This is a genomic window from Gluconacetobacter entanii (assembly GCF_013155425.1).
Taxonomy (GTDB): Bacteria; Pseudomonadota; Alphaproteobacteria; order Acetobacterales; family Acetobacteraceae; genus Novacetimonas; species Novacetimonas entanii.
In genome coordinates, this window is sequence record NZ_JABJWD010000025.1 from 35,397 (window position 1) to 59,492 (window position 24,096).

General features: G+C 64.5%; 23 protein-coding genes. 12 read left to right on the forward strand and 11 right to left on the reverse strand.

Features of this window, described 5'->3' with window-relative positions; translation table 11 throughout:
* Positions 1–230: 230 nt before the first annotated feature.
* Positions 231–2,210, forward strand: a complete 1,980-nt coding sequence (locus HNH97_RS05540; protein ID WP_171790166.1) for a hypothetical protein — start codon at positions 231–233, stop codon at positions 2,208–2,210.
* A 153-nt stretch (positions 2,211–2,363) separates the two neighbouring features.
* Positions 2,364–2,654: a hypothetical protein gene (locus HNH97_RS05545; RefSeq protein ID WP_171790167.1), complete on the forward strand. Its 291-nt coding sequence runs from the start codon at positions 2,364–2,366 to the stop codon at positions 2,652–2,654.
* A gap of 50 nt (positions 2,655–2,704) precedes the next feature.
* Here HNH97_RS05545 and HNH97_RS05550 read toward each other — a convergent pair whose 3' ends face one another.
* Positions 2,705–3,601, reverse strand: a complete 897-nt coding sequence (locus HNH97_RS05550; RefSeq protein ID WP_167400402.1) for a sulfurtransferase — start codon at positions 3,599–3,601, stop codon at positions 2,705–2,707.
* 236 nt (positions 3,602–3,837) lie between these two features.
* Here HNH97_RS05550 and HNH97_RS05555 point away from each other — a divergent pair, with 236 nt between their 5' ends.
* Both HNH97_RS05555 and HNH97_RS05560 read left to right on the forward strand, forming a co-directional pair.
* The gene (locus tag HNH97_RS05555; protein ID WP_171790168.1) at positions 3,838–5,223 is read left to right on the forward strand and encodes an amidohydrolase family protein; all 1,386 of its coding nucleotides are present in this window, start codon (positions 3,838–3,840) and stop codon (positions 5,221–5,223) included.
* A gap of 110 nt (positions 5,224–5,333) precedes the next feature.
* The gene (locus HNH97_RS05560; RefSeq protein WP_171790169.1) at positions 5,334–5,681 is read left to right on the forward strand and encodes a hypothetical protein; all 348 of its coding nucleotides are present in this window, start codon (positions 5,334–5,336) and stop codon (positions 5,679–5,681) included.
* Between the two features lie 93 nt (positions 5,682–5,774).
* Here HNH97_RS05560 and HNH97_RS05565 read toward each other — a convergent pair whose 3' ends face one another.
* The 6 genes from HNH97_RS05565 to HNH97_RS05590 form a co-directional block, all read right to left on the reverse strand.
* Positions 5,775–7,142, reverse strand: coding sequence for a sugar porter family MFS transporter (locus tag HNH97_RS05565; RefSeq protein ID WP_171790170.1), 1,368 nt, complete (start codon positions 7,140–7,142; stop codon positions 5,775–5,777).
* Between the two features lie 71 nt (positions 7,143–7,213).
* The gene (locus tag HNH97_RS05570; protein WP_171790171.1) at positions 7,214–8,365 is read right to left on the reverse strand and encodes an L-dopachrome tautomerase-related protein; all 1,152 of its coding nucleotides are present in this window, start codon (positions 8,363–8,365) and stop codon (positions 7,214–7,216) included.
* A gap of 100 nt (positions 8,366–8,465) precedes the next feature.
* Positions 8,466–9,938: a xylulokinase gene (gene xylB / locus HNH97_RS05575; protein ID WP_171790172.1), complete on the reverse strand. Its 1,473-nt coding sequence runs from the start codon at positions 9,936–9,938 to the stop codon at positions 8,466–8,468.
* Between the two features lie 285 nt (positions 9,939–10,223).
* Positions 10,224–11,360 (reverse strand): acetoin dehydrogenase dihydrolipoyllysine-residue acetyltransferase subunit, encoded by a 1,137-nt coding sequence (locus HNH97_RS05580; RefSeq protein WP_171790173.1) that lies wholly within the window; start codon positions 11,358–11,360, stop codon positions 10,224–10,226.
* Position 11,361: 1 nt separating this feature from the next.
* On the reverse strand, positions 11,362–12,390 hold the full coding sequence (locus HNH97_RS05585; RefSeq protein WP_171790174.1) for an alpha-ketoacid dehydrogenase subunit beta: 1,029 nt from the start codon (positions 12,388–12,390) through the stop codon (positions 11,362–11,364).
* Between the two features lie 82 nt (positions 12,391–12,472).
* Positions 12,473–13,438 carry a thiamine pyrophosphate-dependent dehydrogenase E1 component subunit alpha gene (locus HNH97_RS05590; protein WP_171790175.1) on the reverse strand — a complete coding sequence of 322 codons (966 nt, stop codon included), beginning with the start codon at positions 13,436–13,438 and terminating at the stop codon, positions 12,473–12,475.
* 295 nt (positions 13,439–13,733) lie between these two features.
* Between HNH97_RS05590 and HNH97_RS05595 the strand changes: the two genes are divergently transcribed.
* A complete protein-coding gene (locus HNH97_RS05595) occupies positions 13,734–14,687 on the forward strand; it encodes a GAF domain-containing protein (RefSeq protein WP_171790176.1) in 954 nt (317 codons plus the stop codon).
* Between the two features lie 210 nt (positions 14,688–14,897).
* Positions 14,898–15,149: a hypothetical protein gene (locus tag HNH97_RS05600; RefSeq protein ID WP_110914477.1), complete on the forward strand. Its 252-nt coding sequence runs from the start codon at positions 14,898–14,900 to the stop codon at positions 15,147–15,149.
* Between the two features lie 19 nt (positions 15,150–15,168).
* Here the strand turns inward: HNH97_RS05600 and mntR are convergent, their stop codons facing one another.
* The 3 genes from mntR to HNH97_RS05615 all read right to left on the reverse strand — a co-directional run bounded on the left by mntR (position 15,169) and on the right by HNH97_RS05615 (position 17,300).
* Complete coding sequence (mntR, locus tag HNH97_RS05605; protein WP_110914478.1) at positions 15,169–15,651, reverse strand: manganese-binding transcriptional regulator MntR; 483 nt, start codon at positions 15,649–15,651, stop codon at positions 15,169–15,171.
* Positions 15,652–15,768: 117 nt separating this feature from the next.
* Positions 15,769–16,635, reverse strand: a complete 867-nt coding sequence (gene purU / locus HNH97_RS05610; protein ID WP_171790177.1) for a formyltetrahydrofolate deformylase — start codon at positions 16,633–16,635, stop codon at positions 15,769–15,771.
* An 11-nt stretch (positions 16,636–16,646) separates the two neighbouring features.
* Positions 16,647–17,300 (reverse strand): peroxiredoxin, encoded by a 654-nt coding sequence (locus tag HNH97_RS05615; RefSeq protein WP_227744295.1) that lies wholly within the window; start codon positions 17,298–17,300, stop codon positions 16,647–16,649.
* Between the two features lie 106 nt (positions 17,301–17,406).
* Between HNH97_RS05615 and HNH97_RS05620 the strand changes: the two genes are divergently transcribed.
* From HNH97_RS05620 to HNH97_RS05630, 3 genes are all read left to right on the forward strand, one after another.
* Positions 17,407–18,330, forward strand: a complete 924-nt coding sequence (locus HNH97_RS05620) for an MBL fold metallo-hydrolase (RefSeq protein ID WP_171790178.1) — start codon at positions 17,407–17,409, stop codon at positions 18,328–18,330.
* A 74-nt stretch (positions 18,331–18,404) separates the two neighbouring features.
* Positions 18,405–19,694, forward strand: a complete 1,290-nt coding sequence (locus tag HNH97_RS05625) for an NAD(P)/FAD-dependent oxidoreductase (protein WP_171790179.1) — start codon at positions 18,405–18,407, stop codon at positions 19,692–19,694.
* Between the two features lie 240 nt (positions 19,695–19,934).
* Positions 19,935–20,516, forward strand: coding sequence for a DUF1643 domain-containing protein (locus tag HNH97_RS05630; RefSeq protein ID WP_171790180.1), 582 nt, complete (start codon positions 19,935–19,937; stop codon positions 20,514–20,516).
* Here the strand turns inward: HNH97_RS05630 and dinB are convergent.
* Positions 20,453–21,631 (reverse strand): DNA polymerase IV, encoded by a 1,179-nt coding sequence (gene dinB, locus HNH97_RS05635; protein WP_171790182.1) that lies wholly within the window; start codon positions 21,629–21,631, stop codon positions 20,453–20,455. The two genes, HNH97_RS05630 and dinB, sit on opposite strands and share 64 nt — an antisense overlap.
* Before the next feature lie 472 nt (positions 21,632–22,103).
* Here dinB and HNH97_RS05640 point away from each other — a divergent pair, with 472 nt between their 5' ends.
* The 3 genes from HNH97_RS05640 (at position 22,104) to HNH97_RS05650 (ending at position 23,976) form a co-directional block, all read left to right on the forward strand.
* Positions 22,104–22,799, forward strand: a complete 696-nt coding sequence (locus tag HNH97_RS05640) for a YfdX family protein (protein ID WP_110913924.1) — start codon at positions 22,104–22,106, stop codon at positions 22,797–22,799.
* A gap of 154 nt (positions 22,800–22,953) precedes the next feature.
* The gene (locus tag HNH97_RS05645) at positions 22,954–23,586 is read left to right on the forward strand and encodes a hypothetical protein (RefSeq protein WP_227744294.1); all 633 of its coding nucleotides are present in this window, start codon (positions 22,954–22,956) and stop codon (positions 23,584–23,586) included.
* Between the two features lie 153 nt (positions 23,587–23,739).
* Positions 23,740–23,976, forward strand: a complete 237-nt coding sequence (locus tag HNH97_RS05650; RefSeq protein WP_110913905.1) for a hypothetical protein — start codon at positions 23,740–23,742, stop codon at positions 23,974–23,976.
* Positions 23,977–24,096 lie beyond the last annotated feature (120 nt).

The window sequence follows — 24,096 nt, forward strand, 5'->3', positions numbered from 1 at the left end:
CCCTTTTTGCCAAGGCACTGGACAGCCTGCACACGATGGTGCCGGCCGGTTCGCGGTGTATCGTGAGGCATGTGAACAGCCCCGCCCCCCGCCATCGTGCAACCGGACGGGATCAGGATGCTACGCGGCGGTTTGCCACATTATCTGCATCAAGGCCGCCTGCCGGCTTCGGGGGTTAAGGCCCCCTGTATATTCCAATCATCAGAATTGACCGCGAAAGCCTGCCTGCCATGCCGCCTTCAGCTTCATTGGGAAACACGCCGCATATCCCCCCGCCCCCTGATGGCCTGCCCATCACGATCGGCGTCACCGGGCACCGTAACCTGTTCGACCCCGACAGGGTCAGGGAAATCCTGGAACAGCAGATGCTGGCGATCCAGAGGCATTTTCCCAACAGCCCCCTTTACGCCCTGTCGGCGCTGGCGGAAGGGGCGGACTGTCTGTTCGCCGAGGTCGCGCATGACCTTGGCTGGCAGGTGCATGCCATCCTGCCGCTGGAGGCGGATGAGTACCTGAATGATTTTTCCGACGCGGGCAAAAAGAAATTCCGGGCGCTGTATGACCACGCGGCCGAAACGCGGCTGGTGATCAAGACCGTGATTCCCGGTTCGGAGGAGTATATCCGGCAGGATGGACAGAACATCTACCGGGATCTGCAATACGCCGCCGTGGGCATTTACATCGCACAGCGCAGCCATATCCTGATCGCCCTGTGGGACGGCAATCCCCCAAAGGGGCTGGGCGGCACGGCACAGGTCGTCAGGTTCCGCGAGACCGGCTACCTCCAGCCGATGGTCGGGGACAGCATGCCCGCGGGGCTTTCCGTTGACATGCTCCAGACCCTGCTCCCGCATCATCCCCTTTATCCGCCCGATATCGGGGTGGTCTGCAAGGTGTTCTGCAAACGCACCTCTGCCAGCGCGGAGGGAAGCCCCGTCGTGACAGGCCGGCACCCGTTCGAGATGGAATGGACCGATGGGCAGCACACCTGCGCCTCCCTCGATGACCTGGTCGATCAATACACGAAATCAGCCGAAGCGGGGTCAAGGGACGGGAAAGGATTTCCGGGTATCGCCTGCTTCAGGGGGATATTCGGAAAACGCCTCATGGGCCGTGGCCCGTTCCAGAAGGACAGGACGACAGAAGAAAAACCGGAAATACAGGATGTTTTCGGGGACCTGATGAAGATCGTCTACTGGAATGGCGTTGTGCAGGAACACCTCAGTCGCCAGCAGGTCAAAGCCCCCGGCAAGGACGGATTCAGGACAAGGGTTTATGTTACGCGCACGATCCTTGACAACATGATTACCGAACGGACCGGCAAGGTCCGCAAGAATTTCGGATGGCTGTTCGTGCTGATGGGGATGACCGTCATCCTGACCAACCGCGCTGCCGGTGATCCGGCATTGTGGGTCAAATTCTCCCTGGTTGGTTCGCTGCTCAGCTTTTTCCTGATCTTTGCCTTTGTCAAATTCACGGACTGGAAAACCGTGCGCGAAGAAACGATCTACCTGCGCATCCTGATCGAGGGGTTACGCATTCAGGATTACTGGAACGTGCTCGGGATCCGTGATGCGATCTTCCTGCAATATCCACCCAGCCTGCGTGGCGGCATGATGGATTTCATGGGATTCGTGCGGCGCGCCCAGCAGGGGGCATGCATGATCCCGTCCATCAGTTACGATTACGGGACAAAGCTGGATTATGTGCGTCAGGACTGGCTTGAAAACCAGATCACGTATTACGAAGAACGCAAGATCGCACCTGACACGAAGAAACGGAAGCTGATTGAAAACATGGCGCGCGGCATGTTTGGCCTGAGTGTCCTCAGCCTGTGCATCATCACCGTGCATATCACGACGGGTTTTCTTGATGAAACGGGGTCACGGGCAATCGCGCTGCTGCTGTATGGGCTGGAACATATGGCAAGGCTCGGCATGGCCATGGCGATCATCCTGCTCAGCTACCTTGAATTTTCCGGTCTGACGGATGACCTTGTGGATTACGGCATGACATGCACCCTTTTCAGACGTGCCAGGGCCGCGCTGGACCATCCCTTTGGCGCGAACCCCGACCTCCCGGACGAGGTCATACAGGCCCGGCAACGCGAAATCCTGCATAACCTCGGCAAGGAAATCCTGCGCGGGGACAACATGCGGTGGGCAGAACGCGCGCTGAGGAAAAAAATCAAGATGATCCGGGGTATCTGATACCACAGGCACGGATGAGGGGCCGGTGGTATGGTCATGCGGCAGGACGGATGCACGCCATGCCGGCAAAAGCCCCTTTCGCGGTCATGGGGTCACCGTGCCGGATCATATATCATGACCCTGACGACATAGTCCCTTTTGAAGGAGGACAGGATGGCATTCTGGATGTTGGGGGACCGCGTGACGTCCTTCCGCAACGACATGACCCCCGCCCAGCGCAGGGCCGCGGTCGATGCCCCCGGCCTTGCGGCCATACGGGAGCGCGCAACCCGGCTTCAGGGGGAACTTGAAGCCCTGGCGCAGGACATCTCGGCCCTTCCCGCGACACCGCTGACCGAGGATGCGGCGCAGGAAATCCGCAATGCCGCCGCCACGGTGGAGGAAGCACACCATACCCTGCTGGGCGGCATGAACTATCCATCCGTGCGGAAGGGACGGGCGTAATCGGCAGGGGCATCGGGGGGGGCGTCTGGAACGCCCACCCCGTTGGCGGCCTATTTCGTGGCCGTCCCCTGTTCCACACGATAGGGTGCCGCCGCCCTGGGAAGGCCATCCTCGATCGGCAGCGCCGGGTTGCGGGACCATTCGTTCCACGATCCCATATAGATCCGCATCCGCGTAAACCCTGCCGAGGCAAGCGCGACATAGGTATTGGCCGCACGCGCGCCCTTGAAGCAGTAGATGATGATGTCATCGCCGGGGAACAGGCCACGTGACGCCGCAAGTGCACGGATCTCCTCCGCAGGGCGAAAGGCCGCATGATTGTCGGTGATGTGCATGAAATCGTACCATTCGATCCACACCGCACCGGGTATGCGCCCCTTGCGCGGGGCGAAGTCAACACCATAGGGCGACGAACTTTCCCCCAGCCATTCCACCCGGTCACGGTTGTCGAGCAGCCTGACCGTGGCGGACCCAAGGGCTGCGCGCACGTCCTCATACGTCGCCATCAGGCCGGCATTGATCGACAGCGGGAACTGCGTGCGCGCGGGTGTCGTGACCTCCGCCGTGAACGCGCCCCCTTCCCTGCGCCATGCGCTCAGCCCGCCATCAAGGATGCCGACGCGGGGATAGCCGAGATAGCTCAGGATCCAGTATCCCCGGCATGACGCGCCATAGCGCGTATGCAGCGCGTCTTCGTAAATGATGGCGGTCTTTTTTCCATCAAGGCCGTAATCGGCGAACAGGTTGGCGAATGTATCGCGCAGCGTCTTCAGCCCGTCCTCGGTGGTTTCGGCCAGATAGGTGAAGATGTCGGGCATGTTGACCGCGCCGGGGATATGGCCGGCCTCGTAATCCTTGCTGTCACGCACGTCGATCAGGATGGCGTCGCCACCGGCCGCAAGCCTGCGGACGTCATCGGGGGAATAAAGGACAGGTGTCGGCATCATCACTTTCCGCATGGTTGAACGCTGGTCACCAGCACTATCAGCAATGTTCGCGGCGATGGAGGCGGCGCGACACGGTGCGGCCATGATGGGAACGGGATGCTCCCCCGGCACGCGGCCGTCCGCCGTGCCGTACAGCATTGCGTGAGATCAGGCCTTTTGGCGGGTGCTTGCACGATGGGCCCTGTATGCGTTTGCCTGTCATGACACCCGCCCCACACGCCATGAAGGACGCAAAGATGCGGACAGCCGGAAAACTCCTCCTCGCCACGGCCCTTGCCCTCCCCCCCACGCTGGGGTGGGGTGCGGGGGCAAACGCACGCCCGGTACTGATGGAACATGCCTGCGTCATTGACGGCACCGGCGCCGCCGCGCAGGCCGATGCTTCCATCCTGATCGACAACGGGCGCATCATGGCCGTCGGGCCGCATATCGACGCCCCCCGCGACGCACGGCGCATCGACATGACGGGACGCACGGTGCTGCCCGGACTGATTTCGGACCACAGCCATGTGGGACAGGTATCGGGCACCACCAATGGCGCGCAGAACTATACCCGCGCCAATATCCTTGCCGCCCTGCGCCAGTATGAACGTTATGGCGTGCTGACGGTCACGGCGCTGGGACTGAACCGCTCGCCGCTGTTCGATGAACTGCGCCGCGAACAGCATGCCGGGCGCAATCCCGGCGCGGACCTGTTTGGCGTGGACCAGGGGATTGGCGCACCCGCTGGCGTGCCGCCACAAAAACGTTTCAACCTTGCCGCTGATGAGGTTTTCCGCCCCACCACCCCCGATGAGGCCCGCACCGCCGTCAACCGCATGGCGGACGAGGGCACGGACCTGATCAAGCTGTGGGTGGATGATTTCCGCAACGGCGTGCCGGGGGCGAAACCCCTGCCCAAGATGACTCCCGAAATCTATCGCGCCGCCATCACGCAGGCGCACCTGCGGGGCAAGCGGGTGGCCGCCCACATCCACGACCTGTCCGACGCCCGCGCACTGGTGCAGGCCGGGGTGGACATCCTGGCCCATGGCGTGCGCGACATGCCAGTGGATACCGGCCTGATCGAGGATATGGAGCAGCGCGGCACATGGTATATCGCCACCCTCGACCTTGACGAGGCCAACTATATCTTCGCCGAACATCCCGAATGGCTGGAGGATCCGTTCCTCTCCGCCGGCCTCGACCCTGCGCTGCGCGCGCAGTTCGCGGACCCGAAATGGCGCGCGCAGGTCCTCGCCGCCCCGCTGACGGCGGCCTCGCACAAGGCGCTGGCGATGAACATGCGCAACCTGCTGACACTGTACCGCGCGGGCATCCATGTGGGCTTTGGCACGGATTCAGGCGCAATGCCCACGCGCATCCCCGGATTTGCCGAACATCGTGAACTGTACCTGTCGGTCGCGGCAGGACTGACACCGCTACAGGCGATCTCCCTTGCCACGGGCAATGCCGCCGCCCTGCTGCACCTGCCCGACCGGGGCACGATCGCACCGGGCCTGCGGGCCGACCTGCTGGTGGTGGAGGGACGCCCCGACCACGACATCGGCGACATCCACCATATCGCGCAGGTATGGCAGCGCGGGGTGATGGCCGATGGGCCGCTGGTCCATGGTGGCTAAGGGCACGGCATGCAACCGCAATCCCCGGTACGCATTGGTTGCATGCGCTTTTTTCTGAAAGAGAATGGGCCTGAGTATGGCAGACGGGACATGAAAAGGAGATATCCGCAATGGAACCATGGACCTCGTTCACCGAATTCGGCAAATCCGGCACGATCTACCAGTTCAAGCGCCCGCCGCAGGACCTGCCTGACCAGCCTGCGATCTTCCTGCTGACCACCGTCATGGGATCGGTCGCCAAGGGCGGGTCGTGGGAATTCCTCAGCCCCCGGATCGGGCGCGTCCATTCCCTGTCGCGCGACTGGGACACCGTGATCACGCCTGCACGCGCGCGGAAAGAGGAAAGCGACGACGTGCTGGTCTGCTTCGTCTCCGACGGATCACTGGACGAGGCGTTCGACGACCTGTGCAAGGGCGGCGCGCAGCCCTTGGGAAAGGACGACACGTCCGCCGGATAAGGTCATAAAAGTTTTTGGGTGCCGCCTTTTTTCAAAAAGGCGGCGTCTTTCGAAGCTTTTTGGAAAAAAAGCTTCACCAAAAACTTCCTTTCGTCATTTCATCTTACTGAACGTGCCATTCTTCAGGGACGTCTCGATTTCCTCCAGCGAGCGTCCGCGCGTCTCCGGCACGTAACGCAGCACGAACACGAACGCCGCAAGATTCAGCGCGGCGAACATCCAGAACGTCCCCGCCGCCCCCAGCGCCTGCACCAGCGACAGCGTCGTCAGCGACACCACCAGATCCGCCACCCAGTGCGTCGCGGCCACGAGGCTCATCCCCTTGCTGCGGCATGACAGGGGATAGACCTCCGCCCCCACCAGCCAGACCGCGACCGACAGGCTGCCGACATTGAAGATGGCATAGGACACGACCGCCGCCGCCGTAATCCATGTATTGATCCCCTGCGTCGCACCAATGGCGAACATCGCCCCCAGCACCAGCAGCGACACCACCGCCCCGGGGATCAGGCGCAAAAGCAGCGTGCGCCGCCCCCACGCATCGACCGCCCAGCTTCCGAACGTGGTGGAGGCCAGCATCGCAACCCCGATGGCGATGGAGGTCAGCAGCGCCGAACTCTTGCCAAACCCCACCCCGGCAAAGATCGTCGGCGCGTAATACAGCACCGCGTTGACACCCGTGACCTGGCAGAACAGGGCCACACCGACCGACGCCACCAGCGCCGGACGCACCCATGGCTGCAGCAGGGCGGACCATGGCGCCTGCTCGTCATGCATGGCGATGATGGAATCCAGTTCGGTCCGCGCCACCGTCGGGTCACGACGCAGGCGCTGCAACACCTCGAACGCGCTTTCAAGGTTGCCTTTCATCGCCAGCCAGCGCGGACTGCGCGGCAGTCGCGACATGCCCACATACAGGATTACCGCCGGGATCACGCCCAGCCCGAACATCAGCCGCCATGACTGGTCCTGCAGCAGGTAGCCCGCGATGAAGGAGACAAGGATCCCCATCACCACCGCCATCTGGAACAGGACGACCATCTGCCCGCGTTTCTCCCGCGGGGCGATTTCGGCGATATAGACCGGCACGATCTGCGAACACATCCCCACCGCCACGCCAAGGATGAAGCGCGCGAACACCAGCAGGGAGATGCCCGGCGAAAACGACGCCACCAGCGTGCCGAATATGAACACCAGCGCCGCGAACATGATCATGTACCGCCGCCCCAGCCTGTCTGACAGCGGGGCCGCAATCAGGCACCCGCCCAGCGCGCCGGCCACGATGGCCGACGTCACGACCTGCTGGCCCAGTGTATCGAGCGCGAAGTCCGGCGTGATCTGAAGCAGGGCGGCGGAGATGATGCCCGTATCATACCCGAACAGAAGCCCCCCCGTCGCCGCCACGGCCGCGATCAGGCCGACAATGGGGGGAGTGGAGGCCGTATTGGTGTCTTGCGCCATTATTCTTGTTCTTTCGTGACAGCGTAAGCAACATATGCAGGCAGGCGGTCAGCCCATGTGGCGAAGGGCCTTTACTGCTGCAGGGAAATCCTGACCAGCAGCCAGGGGCGCTGTTCCATGTCGTGACCATCGTGGAAGACCGGCAGGCGCACCCACTGCCCCACCGTCAGCCACAGCGTATTGCCCACCAGCGCCATGCTGTCGGGCGCGATCAGGCGCGGATCATGCGCCACCATCGACAGGTGCCCGTCCGGGTCGCGCCGGATGACGGCGTGATGTTCGATATCCGTCAGGTACAGCGCATTGTCCGGTGCGGTCGCCATGCCATCGACCACGGCGGTCTCGCCCTCGTCCCGGACGGCTTTTTCAAGCTGCGCGGGTTTGGTGGCCGGATCGGACAGCAGCGCCGTCGGCGCGCTGTACAGGCGGCGGCTTGACAAGGGCTGCCAGTACAGGCGCGTGGAATCTGCACTCAGCGTCACACCGTCGATGCCGCCCTGCCCCATCACGGGTTTGGTGGCGCTGTACTGCAGCATCTGCCCGTCCAGTTCCATGGCAAAGCCCGGGTCGGCGCGGGTGGAGGGCGCGTTTTCCAGCACGCGCCGCGCCCTGCCCGTGGCAAGGTCGATCACGATGATGGCGGGATGGTCGGCGGTGGAGGTATCGCTGACATACGCCGTGCCCTTCGCCCCGTGCGTCATGTCCACGCGCACGTCATTGACGTGGCTGTCCCCGCGCGTGGCCCCGGTCCCGGCGCCGAGCGGGATGGTGGCGACGATCTGCCCGGCCCGTGGGTCAATGCCGATCAATGCAGGCTGCGGCGGGGTTGTCTCCCCCGCGACCGCACCTTCGTCCACAACCCACAGGCGGCCCGTCGCGTCCACCGTCATGCCCAGCGGCGAGATGAAGCGCGCCTGCGTCGCCGCATCGGGAAATGGCTGCGGCCTGCCATCCTTCAGCACCGCAAGGCGCGGCCCCGCATGGTCGGCGGCGCTGCGCGGGAAGGCAAGGATGATGCGCCCGTCCGGCAGGGCGGCGATGCCCGACGCCTGCATGTCGGCAAAGCGCGCGGCGACGGTGATGTTGCGCGACGGGATCGACCCGAGGTCCACGCTGTCGCGACTGTCACGCGCATGGGCCTGCAACGGGACGGACATCAGCCCCGCAAGCCCCAGGACCTGCAACAGACGGGAGGGGCGTGAGGCAAACAGGGAGGAGGTCATACCCGACATTCCATTCTTTCTCTGACTTGGACTGAATCTGCAAACGCTAACGCATGGCACGGCGTCGCACACGGCGCCATGCCCGGTTACGCGCAGGCTGTCACGATCGCGCATCGACCTGCATGGCGTCACGCACGCCACCATACAGCGCACGATAGCGCGCCAGCGGCCCCTCATACGCACCCGACAGCGCGGGGTCGGGATGCACGGTTTCCACCCGTTGCGGCGGCAGGCAGACGCTGGCCACGCTTTCCCCCGTCACCGCCAGTCGGGCAAGGCGCGCGGCGCCGAACGCCCCGCCCTGCTCCCCATGCGCCAGGCGATGCAGCGACACCCCCGTGACCGTGGCGATGATGGAAATCCACAGCCTGCTGCGTGACCCGCCGCCGATCACGTCGGCCTGCGCCAGGGGGGACCGGGCATCCGCCAGCACGTCCACCACGTCGCGGAAGGAGAAGGCGACACCTTCGAGCACCGCCTGCGTCATGTCCGCGCGCGTCGTCCCCGACGACAGGCCGGCGAACACGCCCCGGATGTCGCCGTCATTGTGCGGCGTACGCTCCCCCGACAGGTAGGGCAGGAAGATCACCGGCGACGGCCGCGCCACCCGGTCGGGCAGTTCGGCCAGCAGGTCGGCCTCCGCCATGCCGGTGGTGCGCGACCACCATGCCAGCGACGACGCCGCCGACAGGGTCACGCCCATCTGGTGCCACATGTCGGGCACGGCATGGCAGAAGGCATGGATGCCCCCCTGCGGATGCGGGCGGAAGCAGTCGGTCGTCACCCACACCACCCCCGACGTGCCCAGCGACACGAACGCCGAACCCGCGGCCACCGCGCCCAGCCCGACGGCACCGGCGGCATTGTCCCCCGCCCCACCGGCCAGGATGGGGGCGTCCTTCATCCCCCACCGCCGCGCAAGGGCGGGATGCATACGCCCGGCCCGCGCCGTGCCTTCCACCAGTGCGGGCATCGCATCGCGCGCAAGGCCCGTGGCCGCCAGCGCCGCATCGGACCAGCACCGCCGCCCGACATCCAGCCACAGCGTACCGGACGCATCGGACATGTCCTCGATCATCTCCCCGCACAGGCGATAGCGCAGCCATGCCTTGGGCAGCAGGACATGACGGGTCGCGGCGAAGATTTCGGGTTCGTGATGCGCCACCCACAACAGCTTTGGCGCGGTGAAACCGGGCATGGCCACGTTGCCGCAGACCTGCCGGCTTTCGGGGAATCGGCGTTCGAATTCGCGGCTTTCGGCGGCGGCGCGCACGTCATTCCACAGGATGCACGGCCGCAGCACCTGCCCCGCATCGCCCAGCAGGACCGCGCCATGCTGCTGCCCCGACAGGCCGATGCCGCGCACGTCCGCCATTTCCCGCGGGTGGGCCGCCGCCAGTGCGTCCAGCGCCGAAAGCGTCGCCGTCCACCAGTCCCCGGGGTCCTGTTCGTTCCAGCCGTCACGCGGCGAACTGATGGTCAACGCGCGCGAGCACGCCCCCACCACATTCTGGCTGCCATCCACCAGCACGGCCTTGACGGCCGACGTGCCCAGATCAATTCCGACAAACATTTATTATTATCCCGTACCGCCGGATGCAGCATCGTGGCGCTGTCCCGTGCGGCCTGTCTTGCTTTGCCGTTCTGCGTTGTCATAACTGAAAACACACAGGGTCCGGCTTGGCAAGCATGCGGGACACACCTTCCGGTTATCGCGCACGAAATCAGGCATCTGTTTCGAAAAAGTTCCAGAAAAGAAAGAATGCCGCCTTTTTGGAAAAAGGCGGCACCCAAAAACTTTTATTCGATTGTCATGCGAACGGGGATGGAGGCCCCATTCCCATCACATGCAATGCACTTAGTGGTCGTGCTGCGTAAGGAACGTCTCCACGATGCCGTTCACGTCGGACGCACATTCCAGTTGCGGCATGTGCCCGATTGCGCCGAAGACATGGCGCGCGATGGATGCGGACAGTCCGTCGGCCTGCGTGACCGGCAGGATCTCGTCCTCCTCCCCCCACAGCAGGGTGACAGGACATGGCGCGGCATCAAGCACCGGACGCAGGTCATCGCCCTGCCTGCCATCGGGGAAACACGCCGCCGCCACCGTCTGCAACGCCGCCTGCGCGCCATCAAGGCGCTTGTAGCGCAGGACGTCATCGGTCATGCGCCGCCCGATCAGCGACTTGTCATGCACGAGGAATTTCAGCACGTCCTGCAACGCCCGCGTGCGGTCCGCCTCGATAAAGCCGTTGATGAAGGCCATGTTGACCTGCGGCCCCAATCCGGCCGGGGCAAGCAGGCACAGCGACGCCACGCGCTGCGGCGCGGCCTGCGCCAGCGTCAGCGCGATCCCCCCGCCCAGCGAATGGCCCATCACATGCACCTTCGGCAGATCGAAATGTTCCAGCAACTGCACTGTTACGTCGGCGAAGAACGCCAGCGTGCCCGGCCCGACATCCTTGGACGACCCGCCATGGCCGGGCAGGTCGAACGCGATGACCCGCCGCCCATGCGCCAGCGCCGCATGATTGAGCATCCAGTTCTTGAGATCCCCCCCAAAACCATGGATCAGCACCAGTGGCGTCGCATTACCCATGCCAAGGTCATGCACACGCAGCGTATGCGTACCAACCGTTACAAGGGTCGGCTCCACCGCCGTCTCCTCGCCCTTGGCGGAGGCATTGCTTTCGGCGAATTCCGCCTGGAACCGGGTGATGAATTCGTCGATTTCCGCATCCGGCACCGACGCATCCGCCACCACCCCGATCAGCGCACCCACCGGCAGCGTCTCCCCATTGGGGGCGACCTGCCTGCGCAGGATTCCCGACGCCGGACTTTCAAAGGCGTTGGTGATCTTGGAGGTTTCGATATCAACCAGTTCGTCGCCCGCCTTCACCGGCTTGCCGGGGGCGATCATCCAGCCAGCGACCTTCCCCTCCGTCATGGCAAGGCCGAATTTGGGCATGGTGATGGGTGTGATCTCACTTGCCATGTCAGGCTTTCTCCGTAACGCGTACGTTCATGACCGATGTGACGGCCGCCTCGATCTTCTCCACGCTGGGAAGGTAGAGGTTCTCCAGCACCGTTGCGAAGGGCACCGGGGTGTGGGGCGGCACGACGCGGCGGATCGGCGCGCGCAGGGCGTCGAACGCCTCCTCCGCCACCAGGGCCGCGACGTCGGTCGCCATGTTGCAGCGCGGGCTCGATTCATCGACAATCACAAGCCGGCCGGTATCGGCCACACATTCCAGGATCGTGTCGCGATCCAGCGGCGATGTCGTGCGCGGGTCGATGACGGTGCAGCTTATGCCCTTGCGTTCAAGGCTGTCCGCCGCCTGGTTGGCCAGGCCCACCATGCGGCCAAAGGCCACGATCGTGACATCCCCGCCCTCACGCGTCAGGTTCGCCTCCCCGAACGGGATGGTATAGGCCTCGTCCGGGACGTCTTCCTCGTCATCATACATGACCTTGTTTTCAAGGAAGATGACCGGGTCGTCATCGCGGATCGCCTCGATCAGCAGGCCCTTCGCCTCATAGGGGGAGGACGGGACGACGACCTTCAGGCCGGGGATGTGGGTGAACAGCGGATATAGCGCCTGGCTGTGCTGTGCCGCCGCGTTGAAGCCCGCGCCATACATCGCGCGGATCACCAGCGGCGTGCGCGCCTTGCCCCCGAACATGTAGCGGAACTTGGCCGCCTGGTTCATGATCTGGTCAAGGCAGCAGCCCACGAAATCGACAAACATCAGTTCGGCCACCGGGCGCAGGCCCGTCACCGCGGCCCCCGCCGCCGCCCCGATATAGGAGGCCTCGGTAATCGGGGTGTCGAGGACGCGGTCCTCGCCAAATTCCTCAAGGATGCCCTTGGTCACGCCAAGCACGCCGCCCCATGCGTCCTTGATCCCGGCGGACCCGCCACGGCCACCGGCCACGTCCTCGCCCATCAGGATGACGCGCGAGTCGCGGCGCATTTCCAGGCGGATGGCCTCGTTAATGGCCTGTCGAAAGCTTTTCTTGCTCATTCTTCATTCTTTCGGACAAAGGTTGCGGATCGCGCACGCGGGCGGCATATGCCCGCCTGCGCACGGCCTGCACGCAACCGGTTCAGTACCGCACATACACATCCGCCAGCAGGTCCGGATCCTGCGGCAGGGGATCGGCCTTGGCCTGCATGACCGCGCTTTCGATCTCGTCCGCGACGGCGGCGTCGATCTCATCGAGCGTCGTGTCCTCCAGCAGGGCGGCCTGCGTCACGCGGTCGCGGAACAGCTTGAGGCAGTCATGGTCGCGCCGGGCCTCCGCCACCTCACCCGCGGCGCGGTAGGTCATGGCGTCGCCTTCGAAATGCCCGTACCAGCGCTGCAGGTGGACATGCAGCATCGCAGGCCCGTTGCCCGCGCGCGCATGGGCGATGACCTCGGCCGAGGCCTGGTGCACGGCGAAGAAATCCGATCCGTCACATTCGACATAGGGCATGCCGAACGCCGCCGCGCGCGCCTTCTGCGTGCCTGCGCAGGCATAGGACGCGGCCGTGGCCTCGCCATACCCGTTGTCCTCCACCACGAAGACGGCGGGCAGGTTCCACACGGAGGCGAGGTTGAGGCTCTCCAGCGTCGAGCCCTCGTTCGAGGCCCCGTCGCCATAGAATGCGACCGCCACGGCGCCATTGCGTAGCGTTTTGTGCGATAATGCCGCGCCACAGATCAGCGGCGGGCCGCCACCGACGATGCCGTTCGCGCCCAGCATCCCGCACGCAAGGTCGGCAATATGCATCGACCCGCCCTTGCCCCGGCACACGCCGGTGCTGCGGCCATAGATTTCGGCCATCATGCCCGCGACGCCCACGCCCTTGGCGATGCAGTGGCCGTGGCCGCGATGGGTGCTGGCGATCGTGTCGTTATCCGTCAGGTTGGCGCACACGCCAACGCCCGAGGCTTCTTCCCCGCAATACAGGTGGACGAAACCGGGGATTTCGCCCGTTGCGAATTCGACATGCAGGCGTTCCTCGAACATGCGGATGGTGCGCATCGCACGATAGGAACGCAGCAGCGTTTCACGCGCTATTTGCATGGATATTTTCCCTGTTCCAGCCATGGGTTCGTTATGGCGTTCATCCTCCGCCCGGCGCGCCACATGCGGGGAAGCGGACACTTCACACTGCACTGGCGCGACCGGGCACATCCGCACCACAGCGCCACCACCCCGTGCGAAACAAGCATGGCCGCACCGCTTTCACGCCCATGTGACGCCGCATGTCCGAAGTGTCGCGAAACGCGACACTTTGCGACGGGTTAAGGCGACATCACGCACACCGGACCCTTCGTGCGGCATATTTTCGTACCAACCGTTACACGACAGGCACCCCATGCCCCCATTCCCCCGTCCCGTGTCCCATGAAACGTCCCCGCCACAGGTGGCATTGGGGCTGGAGGCGTCATGGCGCCGGTGTGGCCATGACTATGCCCTTGACCCCGTTGCCCCATGGATGCCGCAGGTCCTGTGCGATGCCGAACTGCGCCAGTGCTGCCAGCGGGCCGGGGCGCTGCCGCGCCATGCGGAGGCGGCGATGGCGCAGTTGCACGCCATGCTCGCCCCGCTGGGTTACGCAACGCTGCTGGCGGATGCGCAGGGTGTCGTGCTGGCCCATCGGGTCGATCCCGCCATCCGGCGCGGGTCACGGCGATGGTGCCTGTGGCCCGGCGCGGTCTGGGATGAAATGCGCGAAGGCACGAACGGCATCGGCACCTGCCTGGCCGAAGGACGGCCGGTAAGCGTCCATGCAATACAGCACTGGCGCGTCGCCCTGCGTGGACTGGCCTGTGTCGCGGCACCGGTGCACGACGCACTGGGCCGCGTGGCGGGCGTGATCAACGCCAGTTCGTTCCACCCCACGCAGGACGGGCGTGAAACCGCGCTGATCGGTGCGATCGTGACCCAGGCGGCGCGCCAGATCGAACGCGCCTGCTTTATGGACCGCTATCGCGGGCATGCGGTCATGCTGCTGGGCGAAGGGCGCGACGGGTCGGTGCCCATGATCGCGCTGGATGCGGACCGGGTGGTGGTGGGTGCGACCCATGCCGCGCGGGTGCATATGGGCGTGGCCCCGGCGCAGGACCTCAATTTCTGCCTCCTTGCCGACGCCCCCACGGCCACGGCCGAAGGCGGCGATCTGCGCCATGCGCAGAAGATGGCGATCCGCTCCGCCCTGGCGAATGCACGCGGCAAGGTGGCGGTGGCGGCAAGGATGCTGGGCATCAGCAGGTCCACCCTGCATCGCAAGATGCGGATGCTTGCGCCCTCCGACACGCAGGCCTGCTGAATCCGGAAGTTTCCGGGTGCCCCCTTTTTTTAAAGACAGCGTTCCCTGAAGCTTTTTGAAAAAAGCTTCACCAGAAACTTTTCTCTGGAAATCTTTTTTCCAGCTCTGCCCTCCACATGTCAGGACCGCCATGCAGGTGCGCCCTGTGCACAGCCCCCTGTCGCAGGGCGTAACAAACCCCTATGACGCAGGGACAGGGAGGGACACGCAATGACATTTCCGATCCGGCTTGCGAGTCTGTTTGCCGCAACGGCGCTGCTGTCGGCCTGCGCGAACGGGGCAGGCCCCTACAACATGGGACTCAGCGGGCCTGACGGGCCGCCCATTGCCGACAATGACTGGAACCAGACCCAGACGGGCATGGGGGGATATTACGGCCCCTATAACGATGGCTTTGCGCCGGAGGGGCTGGATGGCGGGCCGCCCAACTACCTTGCCGACGAATACATGCCGCTGCCGTAAGGCGCGGCATACGACATGGTCATTTGTGGCTTTCGGGGGCAGCGCGGGTGCCCATGAACTCCGCGACACCGGCACGGATCGCGCGTTCAAAGGCGGCCAGCGTCTCCTCGCCCACGTAATGCTCCATGCCTTCGGCGTCGATGCTGGCGTTCTTCTCGCTGATGCCCAGCGCGCGCAGGAACGTCTCCACGATATGATGGCGGGCCTGGCTATCGGCGGCCATCTTCTCCCCCGCTTCGGTCAGGAAGATGCCGCGGTAGGGACGGCGCGTGACAAGGCCGTCCGCCTCCAGACGGCACAGCATCTTGGCCACCGTCGGCTGCGACACGCCCAGGCGCTGCGCGATATCGACCTGGCGCGCTTCCTGCCCGTCATGCAGCAGGTCGGCGATCAGTTCGACATAATCCTCCACCAGCGCGGTCTTGCGTGACTGGCGCGCCTGCTCGAACCCCGCCGACTGGGTCCGCGGATCAGGCATGGAGCCAGGTTTTCTGCGCCTCATGGTGTCTCCTGAAGGTCGGAACTGGCGGGATATGGATGGGAAAAGCCCCTGCTCCCCTGCCTTATACAGAAGTTTCCGCCTTCTCAATCCCCTGTCCCGCGCCACGTCCGGGACCGTTCATGCGCTGAAGACGATTGTCTTGCGCCCGTCGGGGATGACGCGGCATTCGGTGAAATACCGCACCGCGCGCGCCAGCACGCGCCGTTCGATGTCGCGCCCCTTGCGCACGAGGTCGTCGGGGCTGTCGGCATGGGAAATACGCTCGACATCCTGTTCGATGATCGGGCCTTCATCAAGGTCGCCGGTCACGAAATGCGCCGTCGCCCCGATCAGCTTGACCCCGCGGGCAAAGGCCTGGTGATACGGCCGCGCGCCCTTGAACCCCGGCAGGAAGGAATGGTGGATATTGATGCACCGCCCCACAAGGCGCGCCACCAGCGAATCCGACAGCACCTGCATGTAGCGCGCCAGCACCACCAGTTCCGCCCCCGTGGTGGAGACGATGTCCCAGATCCGCGCCTCCTGCACCGGGCGGGTGGCGGCCGTGACCGGCAGGTAGTGGAAAGGGATGTCCCCGAAATCAATCCCGGCATAGGTTTCACGCGGGTGATTGGCGATGATCGCGACCGGGTCGATCGCCAGTTCGCTGATCCGCCAGCGATACAGCAGGTCAACCAGGCAATGGTCGAAGCGCGAGACCATCAGCACCGTGCGCGTGGGCCGTGTCCGCGCACGCAGGGTCCAGTCCATGTCGAATTCGCGCGCCATCACCGCCACGGCGTCACGCAGCGCCGCCTCCGCCCCGTCACGCACGGGCATGCGGAACACCACCCGCATGAAGAAGGACCGGCTTTCCCACGCATCGAACTGCTGCGCCTCGGTAATGTCGCATCCCGCGCCAAACAGCGTCGTGCTGAGGGCGGCGACGATGCCGGGGCGGTTCATGCAGCGCAGCGTCAGGATATGGACGGACATGGCGGACATGGGCGCGCCTTCTATTTCGGGGGGGAACGGTCGGGGGTCGCGGGATAGAACCAGCACCCATTGGCGTCGCGTACCTCGTCCTGCGTCAGGGGGACGGGGGTCAGCACGTCATCGCCCGGACGCCATCCCTCCGGCGTCATGACGTCGCCATTGTCCGAACGCTGCAGCGCGGCAAGCAGGCGCAGCAGTTCATCGACGGAGCGCCCCACCGACATCGGATACCATATGATGGCACGCACGAGTCCCGTCGGGTCGATGAAATAGGTCGCACGCACCGTCGCGCTGTCATGCGCATCGGCCGCCAGCATGCCATAGGCCTGGCCGACCGCCATGGACGGGTCCTCCACCACGGGGAAGGGAATCTCCGTCCCGAAGCGGGTGCGAATCGCCTCCAGCCATGCAAGATGGGAATACAGGCTGTCCACCGAGAGGCCAAGCAGCGCGCAGTCCATGGCCTCGAAACGGGAATATTCACGCGCCAGCGCCAGGAATTCACTGGTGCAGACCGGCGTGAAATCCGCAGGATGGGAGAAGAAAAGCAGCCATTTGCCGCGGAAATCACTCAGCCGCATCTCCCCGCGGGAGGTACGGGCCTGAAAGTCCGGGGCCGTGTCGCCGATACGCAACGGATGCTGCGCCGTGGCGTTGGGAATGGGTGAGGTCATGCCATTGTTCATTGTCTGCCCCTTTTGCATCTGTCGCGCCTTGACGCAAGATGCACGACAACATACATTTATTATGTAATTTATAAACTATTATGAAGACAAAGCCATGTCAGATTTAGCCCTCGCCGCTGCCGACCGTCAGGTCATTTCAGCCCTGAGGTCTAATAAAGTGCCGTTCATAAAGACTTTTTTCGACAATACGACCTTTACCGCAACGCATGTCGTCCATGATCCCGCCACGCGGGAGGCCGCTGTTGTCGATAGTGTGATGGAATACGACCCCGCCGCCGGGCGGACCGCCCATCACCATGCGCAGGAGGTGGTGGATTACATCCGCGCCAACGACCTGAAGCTGCAATGGCTGCTGGAAACCCATGTCCATGCCGATCACCTGTCGGCCGCGCCGTGGATACAGGAACAGCTTGGCGGGAAGCTTGCGATCGGGGCGGACATCATCCGGGTGCAGGACATCTTCGGCAAGCTGTTCAACGCCGGGACACGTTTCGCGCGCGACGGGTCGCAGTTCGACCGCCTGTTCCATGACGGGGAGACGTTCATGCTCGGCTCCATCCCCGCCATCGCGCTGCATGTGCCGGGCCATACCCCCGCCGACATGGCGTATGTGATCGGGGATGCGGCCTTCATCGGCGATACGCTGTTCATGCCCGATTACGGCACCGCGCGCGCGGATTTTCCCGGCGGGGACGCGCGGATGCTGTATCGCTCCATCCGCCGCCTGCTGTCGCTGCCTGAACAGACGCGGCTGTTCCTGTGCCATGATTACAAGGCGCCCGGACGCGACACGTTCGCATGGGAAACGACGGTGGGGGCGGAACGCACGCACAATGTCCATGTTCATGAAGGTGTGGGCGAGGACGAATTCGTCGCCATGCGGACCGGGCGTGACGCGACGCTGTCGATGCCCAACCTGCTGATGCCCTCCGTCCAGGTGAACATGCGCGGCGGCCACCTGCCGGAGGCGGAGGAGAATGGCACGCGTTATATAAAGATCCCGATTGACCGCGTGTGATCCTCCGCCCATTTCTGCCATGTCGCCAGACCACGACACGGCCACTTTGATCGTTACCGAGGAGATAGCCAGACATGAACGATACCCCTGCCCCCTCCGCCCCCGCACTGGCCAGCAGCGCGCGAGGACTGACCTATGACATCGCCATCATCGGCGGCGGGGCCGCGGGTCTGTCCACCGCCGCCAGCATCCTCAAGCGCAAGCCGGGCATCACCGTTGCCATCGTGGAACCCTCGGGCTCGCACTTCTACCAGCCGGGCTGGACGCTGGTGGGCGGCGGCGTGTTCAAGCAGTCGCAGACACGGCGGTCGGAAAAGAAGCTGATCCCCGCCGGTGCGGACTGGATCCAGGCCGCCGCCACCGGGTTCGATCCCGACGGGCGCCTCGTCCACCTGTCGAACGGGTCGTCGGTGCGCTACGACATCCTGATCGTCGCCACCGGCATCATGCTGGACTGGGACGCGATCGAGGGCCTGCCCGAGACGCTGGGCCGCAATGGCGTGACCTCCAACTACCGCTACGACCTCGCTCCCTATACATGGCAGATGGTCCAGACGCTGGGGCGCGGCAATGCGGTGTTCACGCAGCCGCCCATGCCCATCAAGTGCGCGGGCGCGCCGCAGAAGGCGATGTACCTGGCGTGCGACGCATGGCGCCGGCGCGGGATTTCGGACAACATCAACGTCTCCTTCCACACCGCGACGCCGGGCCTGTTCGGGGTGAAGGACTATGTCCCCGCGCTGATGGAATATATCGAGCGCTATCACGTTGACCTGCACCTGAAATCCAACCTTGTCGCGGTCGATGGCAAGCGGCAGGTCGCGACCTTCTCCAACGTCGGCGCGGATGGCGCGACGACGAAGAGCGAGGTGGAATTCGCCATGCTGCACGTCGTCCCGCCGCAGCGCGCGCCCGACGTGATCCGCAACAGCCCGCTGGCCGGGGCGGACGGGTTCGTCGCGGTGGACCCCGCCACCCTGCGCCATGTCAAGTATGACAACGTATTCGCGCTGGGCGATGTGGCCGGAACGTCGAACGCCAAGACGGCCGCCGCCGTGCGCAAACAGGCGCCGATCGTTGCGGTCAATGCGCTCGCCGCGCTGGAGGGGCGGCCGATGGTCGCGGATTATGACGGCTATGGCGCATGCCCGCTGACGGTGGAGCGCGGCAAGATCGTGCTGGCGGAGTTCGGATATGGCGGCAAGCTGGAACCGACCCTGCCGACATGGCTGCTCGATGGCCGTCGCCCGACGCATCTGGCGTGGCTGCTGAAGGAATATGTCATGCCGCTGCTGTACTGGGACGGAATGCTCAAGGGGCGCGAACTGATGGTCGAACCCCGCCCGCTGTGCGGCAAAAGCTGAATGGCTGCCTGCATAAGGAAGTAAATGTTCCGGGTGCCGCCTTTTTTTTAAAAGGCGGCATTCTTTTTTGGAATAACCTCCTCAAATAAAATTATGAAATAATAGAAGTCTCTGGCCTTCTCCTTGCAAAAATATTAAGCAAAAACCTTTATTGTTCAGGAAGTTTCCTGTCAGCAACGTCTTCGCACCTGCCCCGCCAAGGATGCATCACAGGCAGAAACGGCGTATGAAGCAGCGGTGATGAAGAAAGCTCCTCCCTCCCCTTCCCATCATGTCGGCAGTTCGCGTCCGCTGCGCCTGTCCGATGACGTCGTCAGCCACGCCATCTATGGCGGGCCGGGCAAATGCTACCGCTATACGCTGACGCGCACGTGGGATCCCACGCGCCCGGCGGTGATGTGGCTGATGATGAATCCCTCCGTCGCGACGGAAGATGGCGATGACCGCACGGTCGCCAAATGCCAGCGTTACGCGCGCGCATGGGGATACGGGGCGATTTTCGTGGGCAATACCTTTGCCTATCGCTGCACCGACCAGACGCGCCTGATGGAGGTCGCGGACCCGGTGGGGCCGGAAAATGACCATTACCTGCTCGATATGGCGCGCCGGGCGGACCTTGTGGTCGCGGCCTATGGCTGCCCGCGCTATCCCGCGCTGCGCGCGCGTGGCACGGACGTGGTGCGCATGCTCCAGGCGGCCGGGATCACGGTGAATGTCCTGCGCCTGAGCAGTCGCGCCCGGCGTCCCGAACACCCGCTTTATTTGCCGGCCGACCTGCGCCCGACGCCGCTGCCACCGATTGATACGCTCCCGGGCGGCTGATCCTCCAGCGCAAGGGCAAGCTGGCGGCCCTGCGCCTGTGCGCGCGGCAGCAGCGTGGACAGCGTGACGCCCAGAAGCCGGACACCACGTTCGGGCGGGAAGCACCCGCGCAGCAGGCCCTGCGCATGGACCAGCAGTTCCTCCGCCGAGGTAACGGGCTGCATCAGGGTGCAGGCGCGCACGATCTGGCGGAAATCATTGTATTTGACCTTCAGCGTCACGGTCCGGCCGGTGATGTCGCGCCGTTCGCACCCGTGCCAGACACGCTGGCACATGTCGGATACGGGCGTGAGCATGTCAGGCCATTCATACAGGTCACGCTCGAACGTGCGTTCCGTGCCCAGCGACTTGCGCGGGCGGTCGGGTTCCACCGGGCGGTGGTCCACGCCGCGCGCCACCCCGTAATAAAATGCGGCGACCTTGCCGAAATGCCGCGTCAGATCCGCCAGCGTGCGCTCACGCAGGTCACGCCCGGTATGGATGCCCAGCGCATGCATCCGCGCCGCCGTGGCGGGACCGATGCCATGGAACCGCTCCACCGGCAGGTCGGCCACGAACGCCGCCCCCTGCCGCGGGGTGATGACGAACAGGCCATCGGGCTTGCGATGGTCGGAGGCCAGCTTGGCGAGGAATTTGTTGTAGGACACCCCGGCGGAGGCACACAGCCCGGTTTCGGCGCGGATGGTGGCGCGCAGTTCACGCGCGATTTCGGTGGCCGACCCGCGTGGCAGAAGCGGATGTGTGACATCCAGATATGCCTCATCCAGCGAAAGCGGCTGTATCAGCGGGGTATAGCGGGCAAAGATTTCATGGATCCGGGCCGAAACCGCCCGATAGACGTCAAAACGCGGCGGCACGAAGACCAGTTCGGGACATTTGCGGCGCGCGGTGACCGATGGCATGGCCGAACGGATGCCAAAACGCCGGGCCTCGTAACTGGCGGCGGCCACGACGCCACGCTGCCTGTCGCCACCCACCGCGACGGGGCGGCCACGCAGGGCGGGATTGTCGCGCTGCTCCACCGAGGCATAGAACGCATCCATGTCCACATGGATGATCCGCCGCACATCCGGGGCCTGTGACGTCGCGATCTGCGTCACGCCGGCCCCCGTCATGCGCACGTCCGGCCGGACGGCATGGCGGTGTGACGCACCGCGGCCCGAAGGGACCACGGCCACGCCACATGACTGGCAATCAGCCGTTGCACTTCTTTTTCTTGACGAAGAAGAAGATCAGGCCCGCAATCGCCCCAAGCGCCAGGATGCCCTTCAGGCAGGGGGACTTGGACGGGCACTTTGTCGTACATTCGGACATGGATGGTTTTCCTTGGTTGTGTCGTCTTCGCTCCCATACGGAACGAAACACCCCATCCTAGCGCACACGACGCCATAAGACATACCGGATTTGACGCAACCGTCCCCCAATCCCGTCGCGCGGGCCCCGATGGCAGGGCGCAGGCGGCCGGAAGCCAGCCCCCATATCCCATGACATGCGATGAAAGAGGAGCGGGGATGCGCGCGCACCCCTTATTGTTGCGAAGGTTTGCGGGTAATCATGTCATCCAAATATTTTCAGAGGGTCATGGAAATGAAGAAAATCGGACTTCTGTCTGCCTCGCTGCTGATGCTTGGCGCCGCCACGGGCGTTGCCTCCGCCACGCCGTCGAACACGCGCGCCGTCAACCGCGACTTCACCAAGCTGTCGATCGACGGCAGCCGCGCATTCGACGACATCACGATGGCACGCACCGCGCTGGCCAATGGCGATACGGCGGGCGCGAGCAAGCTGCTGACCGATGCCAACAACGCCTTCACCCGTGCGAAGACCGACAACCGCGTCTTCATGAAGGCTGAATCCCAGCTTTCGAAGCCCAAGAAGGCGCCGGCCGGTGCCCCCGCCCCCACCACGGCGCCGAGCACGCAGCCTGTCGCATGGCTGCCGGTTGATGGCGAATATATCGTGACCGAGGATCTGGAGCCGACCTCCGCCAAGGGCACGGCCGTCGCCGCCGCCAACGCCAGCCTGAACAAGGGCAAGCCCGCGCAGGCCAGCCAGAACCTGCAGGTTGCAGCCGTTGACGTGGACTTCGTCCTTGCCATCGCGCCGCTGCAGGCCAGCGCCGATGACGTGTACCGCGCCACCAACCTGCTGGCGGGCAAGGATACCAAGGGTGCGGACGCCGCCCTGGCCGATGCCCAGAACTCGATTCGTTTCGTGTCCGAGGACATGGTCGAATCCCCTGACGCCCCCGCCGCTGGCGGCAAGGCCGCCAAGGGCAAGTAAGACCCCGCTACCGGCTGTCCGGCGCATCTGACACGGGTGCGGCCGGGCCGCCATGCATGGTGATGCGGGCCCCTTGCCGATGCGGATGGGCCTGTATCGCCGCTTGCGCTTGCGGGGCTGGATTTCGGCCCCGCAACCGCGCGCAGGACTGGTAATGATTCGATTCGCCCTGATGGCGGGGATGGCCGGGATCATGGCCGGCCTGATGCCCCTGCGCCCGCCCTCCGCATGGGGGGGTGAGATCCGCATCTGCTTCGACCGCCGCGTGGCGGAAGCCGATCCCGCACCCAATATGCCACGTTTCGATTCGATCACGGTACCGTCGGGCACCGTCTTCAATTACGCCGGCCATGCCTTCGGCCCGGCGGATGACCCGCTTGACCGTGCGCATGCCGCCCCCTTTGGCGATGGCTGGCGCGGCCTTCCCCCGGGGGAGGAAAAGCGCAGGCGCGCGCTGCAGATGGAGGATATCGGCGGCGACAGCGGCTATCACCGCCCGCAGGCCGCCGTCATGATCGGCGCCACCACCACCCTGACCCGCGCCCGTCCCTGCGCCAATGTCGCGGCACAGGCCGTCCTGTCGGAAGACTGGACCTGGACGGCGGACCATATCCCGGCCGATCCGCATGTCTATTACCAGGCTTACGGCGTGGTACATGGCAGCAGGTTCGACCCGACATTCGATACGGATCCTGATGCGTTCCAGTGGGTTGCCGCGCATGGGGGACTGAACGGTATTGTCATTTCCGACATCGAACAGTCCGTGACCCTCCATTCGGACGACTGACCCCATCCCATGCCATCGGGGCCATGGGGCGGCGTTACATGCGGCAATCAGGATGGCGACAAACCGTTCTTCTTCTGGCACATTCCACGAACCGCCCTGCATCCCCGGCACGGCATTCCCGTATTCGCCAGGACGTAACGCATGGAGACCTGAATGGCGCTGTACCAGTCTTCACAATTCATAACGGTATGGACCGATGCCGAATTTGACCGGCTGCACCATCCGCGTACGCCCGCGCCACATTCGGGCATCTATCGCTGTGCGGGATGCGGCTTTGAAATCGCCGCCAGCGAGGGACAGTTGCTGCCCCCCATCCATGCCCATCCCCATCGGCTGGGCACGCAGGAAGTCTGGCAGATGATCGTCTATGCCGACCATCGCCTGAAATAATCCGCACCTGACGCAGCAAAGACGTCCCGGCATCCCGCTGGGGACATGCCGGGACCGGTCCTTACCACATCCCCATGCCCATGCCGGGCCCCCAGCCGCCGCCCCAGCCCCACATGCCCC